Source organism: Myxococcus sp. CA056 (assembly GCF_013336715.1).
Taxonomy (GTDB): Bacteria; Myxococcota; Myxococcia; order Myxococcales; family Myxococcaceae; genus Myxococcus; species Myxococcus llanfairpwllgwyngyllgogerychwyrndrobwllllantysiliogogogochensis.
In genome coordinates this window covers 489161-505913 of record NZ_JABUMT010000001.1, presented here as the reverse complement: position 1 = coordinate 505913, position 16753 = coordinate 489161, and the positions used below count along the sequence as shown (strand labels likewise).

General features: G+C 70.9%; 8 protein-coding genes. 2 read left to right on the top strand and 6 right to left on the bottom strand.

Annotated elements, in window-relative coordinates:
• Position 1: 1 nt before the first annotated feature.
• Both HUA76_RS02005 and HUA76_RS02000 read right to left on the bottom strand, forming a co-directional pair.
• Positions 2-853 (bottom strand): RimK family alpha-L-glutamate ligase, encoded by an 852-nt coding sequence (locus tag HUA76_RS02005; RefSeq protein ID WP_174459839.1) that lies wholly within the window; start codon positions 851-853, stop codon positions 2-4.
• A gap of 215 nt (positions 854-1068) precedes the next feature.
• On the bottom strand, positions 1069-2679 hold the full coding sequence (locus HUA76_RS02000) for a serine/threonine-protein kinase (protein ID WP_174454418.1): 1611 nt from the start codon (positions 2677-2679) through the stop codon (positions 1069-1071).
• A 209-nt stretch (positions 2680-2888) separates the two neighbouring features.
• Here HUA76_RS02000 and HUA76_RS01995 point away from each other — a divergent pair, with 209 nt between their 5' ends.
• Positions 2889-7418 (top strand): amidohydrolase family protein, encoded by a 4530-nt coding sequence (locus HUA76_RS01995; protein WP_174459838.1) that lies wholly within the window; start codon positions 2889-2891, stop codon positions 7416-7418.
• Between the two features lie 177 nt (positions 7419-7595).
• On the opposite strand, the gene HUA76_RS01990 is transcribed toward HUA76_RS01995, so the two are convergent.
• Both HUA76_RS01990 and HUA76_RS01985 read right to left on the bottom strand, forming a co-directional pair.
• Entirely contained in the window at positions 7596-8237 is a 642-nt protein-coding gene (locus HUA76_RS01990) for a TetR/AcrR family transcriptional regulator (protein WP_141640941.1), read from the bottom strand.
• A gap of 121 nt (positions 8238-8358) precedes the next feature.
• Entirely contained in the window at positions 8359-9651 is a 1293-nt protein-coding gene (locus HUA76_RS01985; protein ID WP_174459837.1) for a metallophosphoesterase, read from the bottom strand.
• A gap of 251 nt (positions 9652-9902) precedes the next feature.
• Here HUA76_RS01985 and HUA76_RS01980 point away from each other — a divergent pair, with 251 nt between their 5' ends.
• Positions 9903-14267 (top strand): chromosome condensation regulator RCC1, encoded by a 4365-nt coding sequence (locus tag HUA76_RS01980; protein ID WP_174459836.1) that lies wholly within the window; start codon positions 9903-9905, stop codon positions 14265-14267.
• 69 nt (positions 14268-14336) lie between these two features.
• Here the strand turns inward: HUA76_RS01980 and HUA76_RS01975 are convergent, their stop codons facing one another.
• Positions 14337-15311: a TIGR02996 domain-containing protein gene (locus tag HUA76_RS01975; protein ID WP_174459835.1), complete on the bottom strand. Its 975-nt coding sequence runs from the start codon at positions 15309-15311 to the stop codon at positions 14337-14339.
• Positions 15308-16726 carry a reverse transcriptase family protein gene (locus HUA76_RS01970; RefSeq protein WP_174459834.1) on the bottom strand — a complete coding sequence of 473 codons (1419 nt, stop codon included), beginning with the start codon at positions 16724-16726 and terminating at the stop codon, positions 15308-15310. Before HUA76_RS01970 ends, HUA76_RS01975 begins: the two co-directional genes overlap by 4 nt.
• Between the last annotated feature and the right edge of the window lie 27 nt (positions 16727-16753).

Below are 16753 nucleotides of genomic sequence, written 5' to 3'. Positions count from 1 at the left end.
TTCAGAGTCTGGCGGCGATGGCTCGGGCCAGTCGGCCTGGGGCCTCGGGGTCCAGTGACAGGAAGAGGGAGGGCTCGGTGACTTCCACTTCCTGCAGGCGCGTGACGCCTTCGTTGTCAGTGGCCACGTCCACGCGGGCGTAGAGCAGCGGCTGGCCGATGGCCTCCAGCACGCGCTCGGCCAGGCGTGACTCCTCGCGATTGTCGGGCGTGAAGACGGTGGGCTGGGCGAAGCCCCGGGGCGCGGACTTCAGCGTGGGGGGCCGGCGCACCGCGTGGCTGAAGGCGCCGTCGAAGGAGATGTAGCTGCGCTCGCCCTCTGTTTCGAAGGCGGTGAGGTAGGGCTGCACCATGAGCTCGCACTCGGCGGCCAGCTCCGTCACGAGCTGAGTGGCGGCGGCGGCTTCGGCGCGCGGAAGAATGTGTGTCTTGAGTGCGCCCGCGGACACGGCGGGCTTGAGGACGACGGCGTCCCAGCCGCGCGACTTCACCAGGGCGCCGACGTCGAGCGTGCCGCCGCGCTCCACCCAGACGGTGGGCGTGACGGGGATGCCCTTGGCCTCCAGCTCGCGCAGGTAGAACTTGTGCGTGTTCCAGCGCAGCACGTCGGCCGGGTTGTGGAGCTTCGTGAGGCGGCCGACCTTCTGCGCCCAGGCGACGAAGGTGTCGCGGCGCAGGTGGCTGTCCCAGGTGGTGCGCACGACGGCCATGCGCACGGTGCGGAAGTCCACCGTCGGGTCGTCCCACACGACAGGCCGCGCATCCAGTCCCAGCGCATTCAGGGCGGGAAGCAGGGGAGCGTCGAAGGCGTCGAGCTCCGGCAGGTCGGCATAGGTGAGGACGGCCACGTCCATGGTGTGTTGCTCCCGGTGAGGCGTGCGCGCCCTAAGTAGCGCGAAGGTGCCGAGCGCGCAGGGATTTTGAGTGAAGGGGAGGCTGTCGCACGGCGATGCCTGGAGCGTGGTTGCTCGAGCAGGGAGGCTGCGAGCGCGGTGGCGCGATGCTCGGCGGGGGTGGGCCTCGGGGATGGCTGTGCCGGGCGCGGTGGCTGGTCGCGCCTCGACGTGCATCAGGCCGGGCGAGCGGTGGCGGGGGCACGAGGCGGCGCCTGTCCGCCCGCATCACTGGCCTTGTCCTTCTGGTTGCGTTCTTGCGCCTCACGCAACGCGTGCGCGAGCAGCGCCTGTCCTCGGGGATAGGGCGCGGCCTCACCGCCTATCGCGAGCATTTGCTGTCGCAGCAGCGCGCCGCTGGCCGTGCGTTGCTCGGGCCGCTTCTCGAGCAACCCCATCACCGCCGCGTCCAGCTCGGGCGGCACCTCCGGGTTGAAGTGCGAAGGCGGCGCCAGCTCCTGGTCCAGCGTGGCGCGCAGCAGCGCTTCCTGCGTGGAGCCCTGGAGCGCGCGTCGGCCCGTGAGGGCCTCATGCAGCGTCAGTCCCAGCGCGAAGAGGTCCGCGCGCCCATCGAACGGCCGTCCCGCCGCCTGCTCGGGCGCCATGTAGCCCAGCTTGCCGCGCACACTGCCCGCCGCCGTGAGCTGCGAGCGCGCCGAGTCCCGCGCAATCCCGAAGTCCGACAGCTTCGCTTCCCCGAAGCGGGACACCAGCACGTTGGGCGGGTTGAGGTCCCGGTGGACCAGCCGCAGCGGCTGTCCATCCGCGCCCGTGCGGCGGTGCAGATAGTCGAGCGCCGCCGCCAGCTCCGCGCCCAGGAAGGTCACCGCCGCCACCGGCAGCGGCCGGCGCGACAGCCCCCGCATCAGCGAGCTGAGCGGCATGCCATCCACGAACTCCATCGCCAGGAAGTACGTGCCGCCATGCCGCCCCAGGTCGAACACCTGGACGATGTTGGGATGGTTGAGCGACGAGCACAGCTCCGCCTCCCGGCGGAACATGGTGACGAACTCATCGTCGTCCGCGAACGAGGGGAGGATGCGCTTGAGGGCCACCTGCTTCTGGAAGCCACCCTCCGGGCAGTACGTGGCCCGGTACACCTCCGCCATGCCTCCGGCGCCCACGCGCTCGTGCAGCACGTACTTGCCCATGACCTCCTGCTCACGCAGAGCGGACAGCGCCCCCCGTGTCAGCTGGAGGAAGTGCCTCGCCAGCGTGGCGGTGAAGACCCCCGCGGCCACGAAGAAGAAGGCCCGCGTGGCGATGAAGCGCGGCGTCAGCGTGATGAGCGCCGACTCCGGCAACAGCGGCTGGACGAAGAGGAAGTAGATGCCCAGGTACTCGGCGGCCACCAGGATGCCCGCAGCCAGCGCCAGCCGGGGATTGCTGCGCAGCGTCGCGAGCGTAATCAGCGTGGGCCAGATGACCAGCGTGGGCGCCGTGAGCGCGTAGATGGGCCCCTGGAAGCGCAGGTCGAACGCCAGCACCACCGCGGGGATGCTGACCTCAATCGCCACGTTGAGCCAGGGAATCGCCGGGTGGAACGCACCCGAGCGCAGCACGCGCCACAGCGCCGTGTAGTAGAGCGCCAGCACCGCCGACAACCCCATGAGGGCCTGCGTCAAGCCCCAGCCAATCGAGGGCCCCAGCGCCGCGGCCACCACCACCGACGCGCCCGACAGGCCCGCCATGAAGCGCGCCACCGACAGCTCCCGGGCCTGCGCATCGCGTCGTAGGTGTCCGTCCAGGAAGCGGGAGACGGGGCTCGTCAGGGTGTGCGCGGTCATCGGTCGTCCCACTCTACAAAAAGCTGGGAACTCGACACGGCCCCCCAGCCCTCCAGCCCGCATCTGGCTCGTGGGGTCGTCCTGACTACAGGTATTTCGCGGCGGGGCCCCGGGGTCGCCTGTCGCTGAAATGTTTCACGAGCTACTCTCCGCGCGTGTCGAGGACGTACCGCCTCACCCCAGGCCGGTGTCCCCGGGAGACCCACGAGATGCGAAAGTTCCCTCGCTTGCTGCTGGCCGCGCTCGCCGCGGTGTTGCTGTCCCACGTTGGTTGCTCTGGCGACGACAGGCCGGAATGTGAGGGCGCGAGCTGCGTCGCCCCTGCCGTCTGCGGCAACAGCGCCAAGGAAGAGGGCGAGCAATGCGACGACGGCAACAGGGTCAGCGGCGACGGCTGCGACGCGGACTGTACGGTGACGCCCGAGGTGGAGAAGCCCGTCTGTGGCAACGGGAAGCTGGAGGGCACGGAGACGTGCGACGACGGCAACGCGGCGGACGGTGACGGCTGTCAGGTGGACTGCTCGCTGACGCTGACCCGCTGCGCGGCGGCGGACGTACCCCCGCTCGCGGATGGGGCCACGTGCGCGGTGACGAAGGCCGGCAATGGCGCGCGCCTCTTCACGGGCGTCGTGCTGAAGGACGGCGAGACGCTGGTGGGCGGCCAGGTGATGGTGAACCCCCAGGGCGTCATCACCTGCGCGTCGTGTGACTGCTCCACCGAGGATGGCGCCGCTGAAGCCACCCACATCTCGTGCCCGACGGGTGTCATCTCCCCGGGCCTCATCAACCCGCACGAGCACGTCACCTTCCAGAACGGCCCCTACGCGTGGACGGACGAGCGCTACGAGCACCGGCTGGACTGGTTCCGGGGCCTGGGCAACCACACCCGCGTCGCCAACAGCACCCGGTCCGCCGCGGACTCGGTGGGCTTCATCGAGCTGCGCCACCTGCTCTCGGGCACCACGTCCATCGCGGGTGTGGGCGGCGTCGCGGGCCTCCTGCGCAACCTGGACCAGGTCCCCGTGACTCGTCAGGAGGGCATGGACATGTGGGTCGCGGTCTCGGACACCTATCCGCTGGGGGACCAGGAGACGGACCTGAGGGCGGATGACTGTACCTATGCGCGGATGCCGAGGACGTCGAGCCTGTCCAAGGTCGCCGCCTACCTGCCGCACCTGGGCGAGGGCATCAGCACGGAGGCCTACAACGAGATTCGCTGCGTGTCCGTGGCGCCCAATGACGTGCTGCAGCCGCGCACGACGCTCATCCACGGCATCGCGATGACGGCGCGCGAAATCACGCTGATGGCGGACCGGGGCACGGCGCTCATCTGGTCGCCGCGCTCCAACCTCACGCTGTACGGCGACACCGCCATGGTGTCCGCGTACAAGCGGCTGGGCGTGAGCATCTCGCTGAGCACCGACTGGGCCCAGTCCGGCTCCATGAACATGCTGCGCGAGCTGAAGTGCGCGGACACGCTAAACACCGTGCAGTTCGCCCGGACGTTCAGCGACGTGGACCTCTGGAAGATGACGACGGCCAACGCCGCGGAGGCGGTGGACATGCAGAGCCGCGTGGGCCGCCTCGCGCCGGGCAAGCTGGGCGACCTGGCCATCTACTCGCTGCGCACCCACGCCAGCTCGCCGCACCGGGCGGTCATCTCCGCCGAGCCCGCCGATGTCGTGCTGACGATGCGCGCCGGCAAGGCCCTCTACGGCGACCAGACGCTGGTGGGCGCGCTGAAGGCCGAGGCGGAGGCGTGCGACGCGATGGACGTGTGCGGCACCGCCAAGACCGTCTGCCTCCAGTCGGAGCTGGGCAAGAACCTGGAGGCGCTCAAGGCCGCCAACCCCGTGGGCTATCCGCTGTTCGCCTGCGGCGTTCCCCAGGGCGAGCCTGTCTGCGTGCCCCGCCGCATCTCGAACAACCCGGACTTCCCGGCGTCGGTGCGCGGCTCGAACGTCTACTCCGGTGAGAGCAAGGTGGATGACCCGGATGGCGACGGGTTGCGCAACTCCATCGACAACTGCCGCACCATCTTCAACCCCATCCGTCCCATGGACGGCGGCAAGCAGGCCGACTCGGACAACGACGGCGTGGGCGACGCGTGCGACCCGTGCCCGCTGGCGGCGAACACCTCCGCGTGTACGCACGTCGTCGTCGGCGATGATGACCAGGACGGGTTCCCGACGTGGCAGGACAACTGCCCCTTCACGTCCAACCAGGACCAGGCGGACCAGGATGGAGATGGCAAGGGCGATGCGTGCGACGTGTGCGCCGCGACGCCCAACGCGGGCCACCTGGGCTGCCCGTCCAGCATCCATGCGCTGAAGACGCGGGAGGATGGACGCCTGCCCCTGGAAGGGCGGCCGGTGTCGTTCAACGACGTCATCGTCACCGCCGTGGTGAAGGGCGCCGCGACGGTGGAGGGCTACTGGCTGCAGGTGCACCCGCTGCCGTCGGGAGCGAGCGTGGAGAACTCGGGCATCTACGTGTACGCGCCCAAGGGTGACCTCGCGGTGGGAGACCGGCTGGACATCGTCACCGCGACGCTGACCCTCTTCAACGGGCTGCCGGAGCTGGTGGACGTGAAGTACGTCCGGCGCAGCGCTGGCAACCCGCTGCCGGCGCCGGTGCCCGTCACCACGGCGGACATCCGCACTGGAGGCCCGAGGGCCGAGGCGCTGGAGGGCGTGCTGGTGGAGGTGTACGACGTGAGCACCACGAGCACGGTGGACAACTTCAAGCAGTTCTTCGTCAACGAGAGCGGCAACACGTCGCAGCCCGGGCTGATGGTGGACGACCTGGCGTACACCTACGCGGACCCGACGCTGGGGACGCGGTTCGGCGTGCTGCGCGGTGTGCTGACGTTCAGCTTCAGCGACTCCAAGGTGATGCCGCGCAGCATCGCGGACCTGAAGCCGCCCATGCCGTCGTTGACGGGCTTCGGGCCGGGCGACGGGTTCGTCCGCCTGGGCGAGACGGGCGCGGTGAGCACCTTCCCGCAGGCGCTGACGGTGACGCTGTCCGGCACCTACTCGGAGCCGCTCGACATCTTCATCACCTCCAGCGACAGCAGCGCGCTGCGCGTGGCCAACGGACGGGTGACGGTGCCCGCGGGTCAGAGCGCAGTGGAGGTGAAGGTGGAGCCCCTGGCCCCGGCGGCGAACGTGACGCTGACCGCGTCGCTGCGAAACACCACCCGCCAGGCGTCGTTCCGGGTGCTGGGCGCGACGGAGCAGCCCGCCATCACCGGGCTGACGCCTTCCGAGGCGACGGTGGTTCCGGGGGGCTCGGTGAGCTTCGCGGTGGCGCTGGACCGTCCGGCCCCCGCGAACTCCACCATCGCATTGACCGTGAATCCCACGTCGGGCTTCGGCACGCTCACTCCGGTGGATGGGGCGCTGACGGTGGCGACGAACGCGATGGAGGCGACGTTCACCCTTACTGTCGACGAAACGGCCACGGGCCCCACGGGCACCGTGACGGCGGAGCTGGGCGCCAGCAGCGCGAGCTCCACGGTGACGGTGGACCTGGTCTCCCCGAGGTTGTTGGGCATGACGCCCACGGGGCCGGTGGTCGTCCGGTACGGGTTGACGCAGGAGTTCCGGGTGACGCTGTCCTCGGCGCCGACGGCGGACCTCGCGGTGGCGCTAGCCGCCACGCCGGGCGCGGGTGTCACGCTCTTCGGCACGGTGCCGGCCACGGTGACGGTGCCCGCGGGCGCGACGGAGGCCACGTTCCTCTTCACCGCGGATGCGCGGGGTGAGGGCGAGGGCACGGTGTCCGCGTCGCTGCTCGGTGTGCGGCGGACGTCGGCCGTCACGGTGACGCCGCCGCCCGCGCAGCTCGCCTCGCTGACGCCCGAGACGGCGTCGGTGTACTTCGGGGCGAAGCAGGCCTTCACGGTGACGCTGGACCGCAGGGCGGGCGTCGGTGGCGCCGCCGTCACGCTGGCGGTGTCCTCGGCCACGCTGGGGTCGCTGCCCGCGGCAACGGTGACGGTGCCGGAGGGACAGACGAGCGTCCAGGTCCTCTTCACGGCGGGGACCGAGGCCCTGAGTGGCACCGTGTCCGCGACGTACGAGGGCGTGACGAAGACGGCGGCCATCACCACGGTGCCACGCCCGGCCATCAACCACCTGGTCATCAACGAGGTGGACTACGACCCGAAGGGCACGGACACGACCGCGAACAAGGAGTTCGTGGAGATCTACAACCCCACGGCTTCGGCCATCTCCCTGGTGGGGGTGTACCTCGTGTTCGTCAATGGTTCGCCAGCGGTGCCGGCGAGCTACGAGAAGATCGACCTCGCGAGCGTCGTCACGCTGGCGCCGGGTGAGTACCTGGTGGTGGGCCCCGCTGCCATCGTGGATCCGCTCGCGGGTCAGGCGGGAATCAAGACGCTGCTGTCGACGAAGGCCATCCAGAATGGTGGCAGCAACTCCACTCCCACGGCGGACGCGGTCGCCCTCTTCGACAGTGCCACGGAATCCATCCTCGATTCGCTCGCCTACGAGGGGCCCGTCAATCAGGGCACCATCGCGGGCGTGGCGAACAAGCGGTTCGACTTCACGGAGGGGCCGCGGAGCACGGCGGCGTTGGCGGACATCGACACGACGGAGGGGACGCTGGCGCGCGGCGCGGACAGCTCCGACACGAACGACAACCTGGATGACTTCAGGTTCACCACCACGCTGACCCCCGGCAGGCAGAACATCATCACCCCACTGCCGTGACACCCCGCGCGGCGTCGAGCCGCGTGACACGGTGAGAAGTTGCTCGGGCGGCTCCCGCGATGTCGGGGCCGCCCGAGCCTTTTCGAGGGACGTGGATGGCCACGTCGAGGTTCTCAGGGACGAGGCGCGGGAGCGACAGCGCCGCCCCTGGTGGCGCTTCTGGGGTTGAGCAGGGCGCTACGGCGCCTTGCGTACCAGCGCGCCGTCCATCAGCAGTCGGTCCAGCGAGGCGGCCATCGAGTCGTAGTCGAGCGTGGCGCGGAAGAGGTTCTGGTACATCAGCGCGCCCAGGTAGCCACCGAAGACGCCGTGGGCCGCCAGCTCCGTGTCCACGTCCTGACGGAACTCGCCGGTCGTCTGCCCGTGACGGAGGATGCCGCCCAGCACCTTCGCGTACAGGCCCAGCTTCTCGCGGATGGCCTCCGCCACCCGCTCGTTCGAGTCCGCCGCTTCGGCCGCGAGCATGCCGAAGAAGATGCCGTACTCGCGATGCTGGCCCAGGAAGGAGTGCGTGCCGCGGGTGAAGGCCTGGAGTTGCTCGCGAGCGGACAGGCCGCGGTGCTCGTCGAGCAGGTCCACGAAGCCACTCAGGTAGCGCTGGTGCAGCTCCTCGATGGCCGCGAGCAGCAGGTCTTCCTTCGTGGGGAAGTGCCAGTACAGCGCTCCAGGGGTCATCCGGATGGCGCGCGCCAGGTCCGCCATCGTCGTCGCCAGGAACCCTCGCTTCGCGAACAGGGTGATGGCTGCTTCGAGGATGTCCACGCGTGTGCGCGCGGAGCGTTCCTGCTTGAGCTCTCTCTTCGCCGGTTCCTTGCTCATGGCAACGAAAACCATACCCCAGTCCCGCGGCGACACCCGGGCGTCATTCTAACGCGTTGGCGGCTCATGGTGCCCGGAGCGCGCACCAACAGGAGTCAAGGGTTGAACCTGTGTCTGTCTTTCAGGCCGCCAGCAACGTCACCTTGACGATTTCCGGAGGAGCGCCGACGCGCAGGGGCGGCCCCCAGAAGCCCGTGCCCCGGCTGACGTAGAGGTGCTTGTCGCCCTCCTCGAAGTGTCCCGCGTCGTGCTCCCAGATGGCCGACACCGCGAGCGTGAACGGAAAGAACTGTCCCCCGTGCGTATGCCCGGACAACTGCAACCCCATGCCCGCTTGCGCCGCCACGCGCCAGTTGGAGGGTTGGTGCGCGAGCAGCACCGCCGCCCGCTCCGGCTCCCTCCCCGCCACCGCCGCCTTCAAGTCATAGCCCTGCTTCGCGCCCGACAGCCCCGCCGACCAGTCATCCACGCCCACCAGGTCGAACGAGGCCCCCGCGTCTCCAATCCGCACATGGCGATTGCGCAGCACCCGCACCCCCATGCCCTCCAGCGCTCCCGCCCAGGCACCCGGGTCCCAGTAGTACTCGTGGTTTCCCGTGACGAAGTACGTGCCGTGCCGTGAGCGCAGCTCCCGCAGCGCCGCCACCGAGGGCCCCAGCGAGGCGACCTTCCCGTCCACCAGGTCCCCAGTGATGGCCACGAGGTCCGGGCGCAACGCGTTGCACCGCGCCACCAGCTCGTCCATGAACTTGCGCTGGATGACGGGGCCCACGTGGATGTCACTCAGTTGCACCAGGGTGAAGCCATCCAGCTCCCGAGGCAGTCCGGGCAGCCGCACCGCGACTTCATTCACCACCGGGGGATGGAACGCGCTCCACGTCCCGTAGCCCGTCAGGCTCCCCGACGCGAGCAGCGCGCCGCCCGCCGTGGCTCGCGCGAGGAAGCGCCGCCGCGCCACATCCACTTCCGGCACCTCGACCTGACTCGCCGCTCCAGCCGGACTCGTGGAGAGGTCCACGGAGGACGCTTGCGTCATCGCCACGGCGCCCGCACCCCCAAGCGTGGCCAGGCTCACGCCGTCGGCCGTGGCCGCCCGGGCCCGCGTCAGCCTCCGCGACAGGGCGCGCACGCCTCCAATGGCCCACAGTGCGAACAGCAGGTACGTCGCCGCGCCCATCCACATCCACACGGCCGTGGCCACCGCGAACGTGGCGTCCATCGGCAGGAAGCGCGTCACCGACCAGGACAGCACCAGCAGTGCGCCCAGCACCGTCATCACCGCCATGCCCACCCGGCGCCAGCTCCGGTCCTCCGACGTGTCCGCGAACAGGCGCCGGTACAGGTAGATGTGGACCCCCACGGTGATGAGGCTCGTGAGGACCGCGAAGATGATGAAGCGCGCCGGTGAGTCCATGGTCGTCCCAATACTCGCCCGGCCTCGACGCGCCGCAACGCATTCCTCGTGAAGAAACGTGAATCGCCCCGTGCGTGCACCCCGCCTGCCTGGCCGTGGAGGAGGCTCCCGAAAGGGTGTGACTCAGGCGTCCCGTGCGGGGTCTTCCCGTCGCGCCGTCCTCCTCCTGGTGCGCGTGCCCGTGCACGACGCTTCTCATCCGCCAAGGACACGAGGTATGGACGGCCGCTTCTCGCGCTGGAGGCGAAGTGATGCGGATGGACAACTTGAAGGCGGGGCAGAAGTTCCCGCTGGTCTTGGTGCTGAGCGTTCTGCTCACCGCGGGGTGCGAAGGATTTTCCACGCCCGTCGCGCCTGTCGTCCCGACGGAAGCGGTCGCCACGCGCTCGCAGGCCCTGGCGGCCGCGGCCCCCAGGTTGGCGGCGGGCGCGCAGCACTCGCTCTACGTCACGCCGCTGGGCACCGTGTGGGCCTGGGGTGGCAATGCCTCCGGGCAGCTGGGCACCGGCGACAAGTCCTTCCAGCGCGTCCTCGCCGGGCAGGTACCGGGACTGAAGGACATCACCCACGTCGTGGCCGGTGATTCCCACTCCCTCGCGTTGCGCTCCGACCGCACGGTGTGGACGTGGGGCAGCAACTCCTCCGGGCAGCTGGGTGACGGCACCACCGTGGACCGCGCCACGCCGCGCCAGGTTCCCGGGCTCGCAGACGTGGTGTCCGTGGCCGCCGGTGAGTTCCACTCGCTCGCGCTGCGCTCCGACGGCACCGTGTGGGCATGGGGCAGCAACTTCTACGGCCAGCTCGGTCGCGGTAACACCCAGCAGGCGTTGACTCCGGCCCCGGTCGTCGGCCTGACGAACGTGGTGGCCCTCGGTGCTGGCTTCGACTTCTCCCTCGCCGTGCGCGCGGACGGCACGGTGTGGGCCTGGGGCGCCAATGCCTCCGGACAGCTGGGCGACGGCACCTTCACCCAGCGCCTCGCGCCGACGCAGGCGATGAACCTCGGGAACGTCACCGCCGTGTCCGCGGGCATCTACCACGCGCTCGCGCTGCGCTCGGACGGCACGGTGTGGGCCTGGGGTGGCAATGCCTCCAGCCAGTTGGGTGATGGCACCTGGACGGACCGTCCCACGCCGATGCAGGTCGCGGGACTCTCGCGAGTGACGTCCGTGGCCGCGCAGGACGCCGGCTCGCTGGTGCGCGTCGAGGACGGCACCGTGTTCGCCTGGGGCCGCAACACGCAGGGGCAGCTCGGCGACGGCACCACCACCGACAGCAGCTCTCCCGTGCAGGTGCGGGGGCTGGGCTCGGTGACGGCGCTGGCGGCGGGGACGCAGCACGCGGTGGCGCTGCGGGCCGACGGGACGCTGTGGTCCTGGGGGAATGGGACCTCCGGCCAACTGGGCAACGGCAGCTCCGAGCGGCTGCTCTCTCCAGAGGTCGTCACACGCCTGTCCGGAGTCACCTCGGTGGCCTCGGGCAGTTTCCACTCGCTGGCCGCGCTGTCGGACGGCTCGGTGTGGGGCTGGGGGCGCAACTACTACGGGCAGCTGGGAGACGGCACCGCCGCCGAGCGTCACGCGCCGGTGCGGGTGTTGGGCCTCGGCAACGTGCGCTCCGTCACGGCGTCCGGACACCACTCGCTCGCGCTGCGCAGCGACGGCACGGTCTGGGGTTGGGGACGCAACGCGAACGGGCAACTGGGTGACGGCACCACGAAGGACCGTCTCACGCCGGTGCAGGTGGTGGGCTTGAGTGGCGTGACGTCCCTGGCCGCGGGAGGCAGCCACGTGGTGGCGCTGCGCGGTGACGGCACGGTGTGGACGTGGGGCTACAACGGCGTGGGCCAGCTGGGTGACGGCACCACGAAGGACCGCCTCACGCCGGTGCCGGTGAAGGCCCTGTCGAATGTGGTGTCCGTGGCGGCGGGGACCTACTTCTCGCTCGCGCTGCTCGCCGACGGCACGGTGCGGGCCTGGGGTGACGGCTTCGAGGGACAACTGGGGGATGGCGGCGGCGTCCAGCGCGAGTCACCCGTGCCGGTGCTGGGGCTGACGGGCGTGAGGGCCCTGGCCGCGGGCGCGGCGCATGGGCTGGCCGTGCTCGAGAGCGGCGCCGTGTGGGCGTGGGGCGACAACGCGGAGGGGCAGCTGGGCGATGGCTCCTGGGTCGACCGGTTCCGCCCCGTGCAGGTGCCGGGGTTGACGGGGGTGTCCTCCGTCGCGGGAGGTCTGTACCACTCCATGGCGCTGGGCCTGGACGGAACGCTGCGCAGCTGGGGCGCCAACATGTATGGGCAGCTGGGGGATGGCGGAGTCACTTCGCGCGTGGTGCCCGGCGTGGTGCCCGGTGCCTCCGGCATCAAGCTGCTGGGTGGCAGCTACCTGCATGTGCTGGCGGTGCGCCAGGACGGCATGGCGTTGGCGTGGGGCTACAACCGCTTTGGTCAGCTCGGCATCGGGGCGGCGGGCTGGAGCGCGCTGCCCGTGCAGGTGCGCGGGCTGGGACAGGGACGGCGGCTCGCGGCGGGGAGCTCGCATTCGATGCTCGTGCGCGCCGACGGCACCGTGCTCGCGTGGGGACAGAATGCGTCGGGGCAGCTCGGAGATGGCACCGCCACCTACCGCGCATCGCCCGTGCCCACGCAGGGCCTGCCGTGCGCCCGCTCCGTGGCGACGGGAGGTCAGCACTCCCTGGCCCTCGCCTGCGACGGCACGGTGTGGACATGGGGCGCCAATCAGCGCGGGCAGCTCGGGGATGGCACCGTCAAGCCGCGCCTCCTGCCGGCGATGGTGGAGGGATTGTGGGGCGTGGTGGCCGTGGCGGCGGGGGGCGACGCCTCGATGGCCCTGCGCGTGGACGGCACGGTGTGGACGTGGGGCGCCAATGGCAGCGGGCAGCTGGGTGAAGGAGGCCTGGTGGACCGCGCCACGCCCATGGAGGTGAAGCGCTTGTCGGGCATCGCCTCCGTGGTGATGGGGGAAGCTCATGCGCTGGCGGTGGGACAGGACGGCGCGGTGTGGGCCTGGGGCGCGAACGAGAAGGGCCAGCTCGGGGACGGCACCACGACGGCGAGCACGGTGCCGCTTCGGGTGACGGGGCTCGCGGGCGCCGTGAGCGTGAGCGTCGGCCGGGCCTACTCGCTGGCGGTGCTGCACGACGGCACGGTGTGGAGCTGGGGCGCGAACAACTCCGGGCAGCTCGGGGATGGCACCAACATCCCGAGGAGCACGCCGAAGCCGGTGCTCCTGCCGACGAACATCAAGGCGGTGGCCGCGGGCCCGCACCATGTGCTGGCCGTGCGTCAGGACGGCACGGCGTGGGCCTGGGGTGACAACGGTTACGGACAACTGGGCGACGGCACCCACTACCTGCGCTTCACGCCGGTGCAGGTGTTGGCGCTCACGCAGGTCGCGGAGGTGGCCGCGGGCGAGCAGCACTCGCTGGCGCTGCTGGACGACGAGAGCGCTCGCTCCTGGGGCAGCCACGAATACGGCCAGCTCGGCGAGGTGGAGTCGGGGCCGAGGACGGCGCCGGTGGCGGTCAAGCTTCCGACGTCGAAGGACTTCGCTCCCGTGCTGTCCCTGCGGGCCTGGTACCAGCACGCGGTGGCGCTCCTCGAGGATGGCACCGTGCAGACGTGGGGCGGCAATGGCTACGGGCAGCTCGGCGACGGCACCATCGAGAGCCAGGCCATGCCCACCACGGTGCAGGGGCTGCCGAAGATGCAGGCGGTCTCTCCTGGCGCGTGGCACACGCTGGCGCTGGCCGAGGACGGCACGGTGTGGGCGTGGGGCAACAACGTCTTCGGGCAACTGGGTGACGGCACCACCACGCCGCGCCCGCGGCCCGTCCAGGTGGTGGGGCTCGACAAGGTGGTGGCCCTGTCCGCGGGCAGCTACCACTCGCTGGCGGTGCGGGAGGACGGCTCCGTGTGGAGCTGGGGTTACAACGTCTTCGGGCAGCTCGGCGACGGCACGCTGGTGGCGCGTCAGGTCCCCACGCGCATGGTGGGGATGGAGGGCGCGGTCGCGGTGTCGGGCGGTGAGCACCACACGCTGGTGTTGCGCGCGGACGGGACGCTCTGGGCTTGTGGCCACAACGCGCATGGGCAGTTGGGCGAGGGGACGGCCACCAACCGCACCTCACCCTTCCAGGTGCTGGGGCTCGAAGGGGTGAAGTCCGCGCAGGCGGGGGGCTACCATTCCGTGGCGCTGCGCGACGACGGCACCGTCTGGACCTGGGGCAGCAACGACCATGGCCAGCTGGGAGATGGAGGGTTGTCCACGCGCATCTTCGCCTCGCCGGTTCCGGGACTGGCGGGCGTGGTGTCGCTGGGCGTCGGGGCCAGCCACACCTTCGCCGTGGGCTCCGAGGTCTGGGCCTGGGGGCGCAACTCGCACGGACAGCTCGGCACCGGAGACGGCTCCCCGCGACTGGAGCCGACGCGGGTGAAGGGCCTTCGAGGCGCGAACTCCGTCTCCGCCGGCACGGACTTCTCCGTCGCGCTCGACGGTGAAGGGACGGCGTTGAGCTGGGGCACCAACTTCCACGGGACGCTGGGCGTGGGGGTGCCAGGGCAGCGTGCCGTGCCGGGGGCCGTGGCACTGCCCTGAGGCCGCGCTCGGTTCCGGGGCGATGACGGCATGACTGTCTTCGCCCCGGTGTACCGGGCTGCGCGCCGCTCAGAGTCGCAGTCCGGCACCCAGTCGCTTGACGAGCGGGCCGAGCTCGTCGCGGTCCAGGCCCATCTCCATCAGCTCCAGGCGCCGCAGCTTCGGCAGCGCCTTGGCGGTGCGGAACGCGAGCGCGCCCTCTTCGCTCAGGTCGTTCTGCGACAGCTCCAGACGTTCGAGGCCGGTGAGGCCCTTGCTCTTCGCGAGCGCCTCCGCGGCTTCGTCGCTCAGCTCGTTGCGGTTGAGCGTCAGCCACTGGAGCGCGCCCAGGCCCTTCGCGCCCGCGAGCGTCGCCACGCCCTCGTCGGACAGGCCGGAGCCGGACAGGTAGAGCCGCTCCCACACGAGGGTCGCCTTCGCGAGCACCTCCGCGCTCGTGTCCGTCAGCGCGCTGCTGGAGAAGCTGACGGAGCGCAGCGCGGGCAGGGCCTTGCTCTCGACCAGGGCACGGACCGCGGTGTCCTTCGCGCCCGCGAGCACCAGGCCCGACAGGTTTCCGGCCCGAGGTGAGGCCGCGAGGGCCTTCGTCGCCGCATCGACGCCGGAGCCCTCCAGGCGGAGCCAGCGGACCTGGGAGAACCAGGGTTGCTCGGCGGCGTGCTCCAGGCCCTTGCCGTCGCGCGTGTCCACGCACAGCCGGGACACGGGCTCCAGCGCGAACAACTCCGGGCCGTGCTTCGCGAGCCGGTCCTCCGCGAGACTCAGCTCCTCGATGAAGCCCCGGTGGTAGCGCGGCTCATGCACCTTCGCGTCGCGCAGGGGCTTGAGCCAGGCGCGGCCATTCGCGTCCATCAGTTCCCGCACGCGCGACTGGAGCGAGCGGCGTCGAGCCGGGTCCATGCGCCCGGGCAGGGCGAGCTGCACACGGATGAACTCGGCGCGCGCGGCATCCACGGTTTGAAGTGCATCCGCGCACGCCAGCCTCGGCGCGTCGTTGGTGGGGTCCGCCACCACCTTCGCCAGCAGTGCATCGAGGTCGCTCATGAGGTCAGCAGCTCCTTCACCTCGCGCTGCCAGCGCGCGCCCAGCTCCGGATGCACCATGCGCACGTAGGCGGCGTAACCCTCCAGCCAGGCCGGGAAGTTGGGGCGGCCTCGGGACTGGGACTCCACGCCGTGCTTGCGGCAGTTGGCGAGGATGGCCTTGAAGCGGCGGCGCTCCTCGCGAGGGATGGCCACCCGTTGGTTGACGGTGAGGCCCGTCACCCGCTGGCGTCCTCCCTGGCGCATGACGCGGCGCTTGGCGCCGTTCTCGGAGAAGCCCTCCTGCTGGAGGATGGCGTTCACCCACCAGAGGAAGCGGCCGAGCCGCTCCGGAGGACTGGCGAAGGAGAAGGACAGGTCATCCGCGTAGCGGGTGTAGGAAGCGCCCGCCTTCTTCGCGAGCGCGTGCAGGCGCGCGTCCATGCGGCGGCAGACGAGGTTGGCGATGGCGGGCGAGGTGGGCGCGCCCTGGGGAAGCACGCCGGGCCACACCACGGTGCCGTCCGGGAGCTTGGGGCGCCAGGTGGTGAGGCCCGCGAGGGTGGAGGACACCTCGTCGTTGTAGCCGTGGGCCTCGAAGAAGCCCTTCACCCGGCGGTAGTGCACCGTGGGGAAGAAGTCCTCCAGGTCCACGCGCACCACGACGTGGGCGCCGACATGTGCCTCGGCGTTCGTCACCGTGGAGCGGCCGGGCACGAAGCCATGCACGGCGGGGTGCGTGGGCAGGTGCGCGAGCAGTCCCTCGAGCAGGGCACGTTGCGCGGCCTTGAGCTTCGCGCGGGGAGCGCAGATGCGGCGCACGCCGCCGGAGCGCTTGGGCGTCTCGAACTCCACGTAGCCGGAGCCCGCGCCGGAGCCTGGGCGCATCAGCGCGTCCAGCTCCGCGACGTCCACGCCCACCAGCTTCGCCACGTCCTCGCGGGATTGCAGTGGGGGCAGGTTCTCGGTGGCGGCGGGCTTGCGCTTCACCTCGTCGTCGCGCAGCCCCGGGTAGAGGCCGAAGAGCCAGCCCGTGGGGTTCCAGCCTCCCACGGACCTGGGGCTCGGGCGCCTCGGCGGCTCCACGCGGCTGTCGGGAAGCGACACGTCCGCGAGGCCCAGCTTGCGCACGGCGGCGCGCGCGGCGGAGGCCACGCGGGAGTCAGCGTCCTTCACCCGGCGGCGCAGATGTCCGGCGGCGGCGACGCGGGGAAAGAGCAGGGGGATGAGGCGCACGGCCTGGAGGCGCTCGCGGGGGTCCACGCTGCCCAGGCGCCGCGCGACGGTCTCACTCCAGTGGCGGCTGACGTAGAAGCGGGCCACTTCGTATTCGGCGAGCCCCTGGTGACGCTCCAGCAGCTCGGCGATGCGGCTGAAGTGCGCCTCCGGGTCCTCCATCAAGGGCTTGAGCTCGAGGAGGAGTGAGACCAGGTCCATTCAGCGCTCCAGGGCCACCGGTGCGGT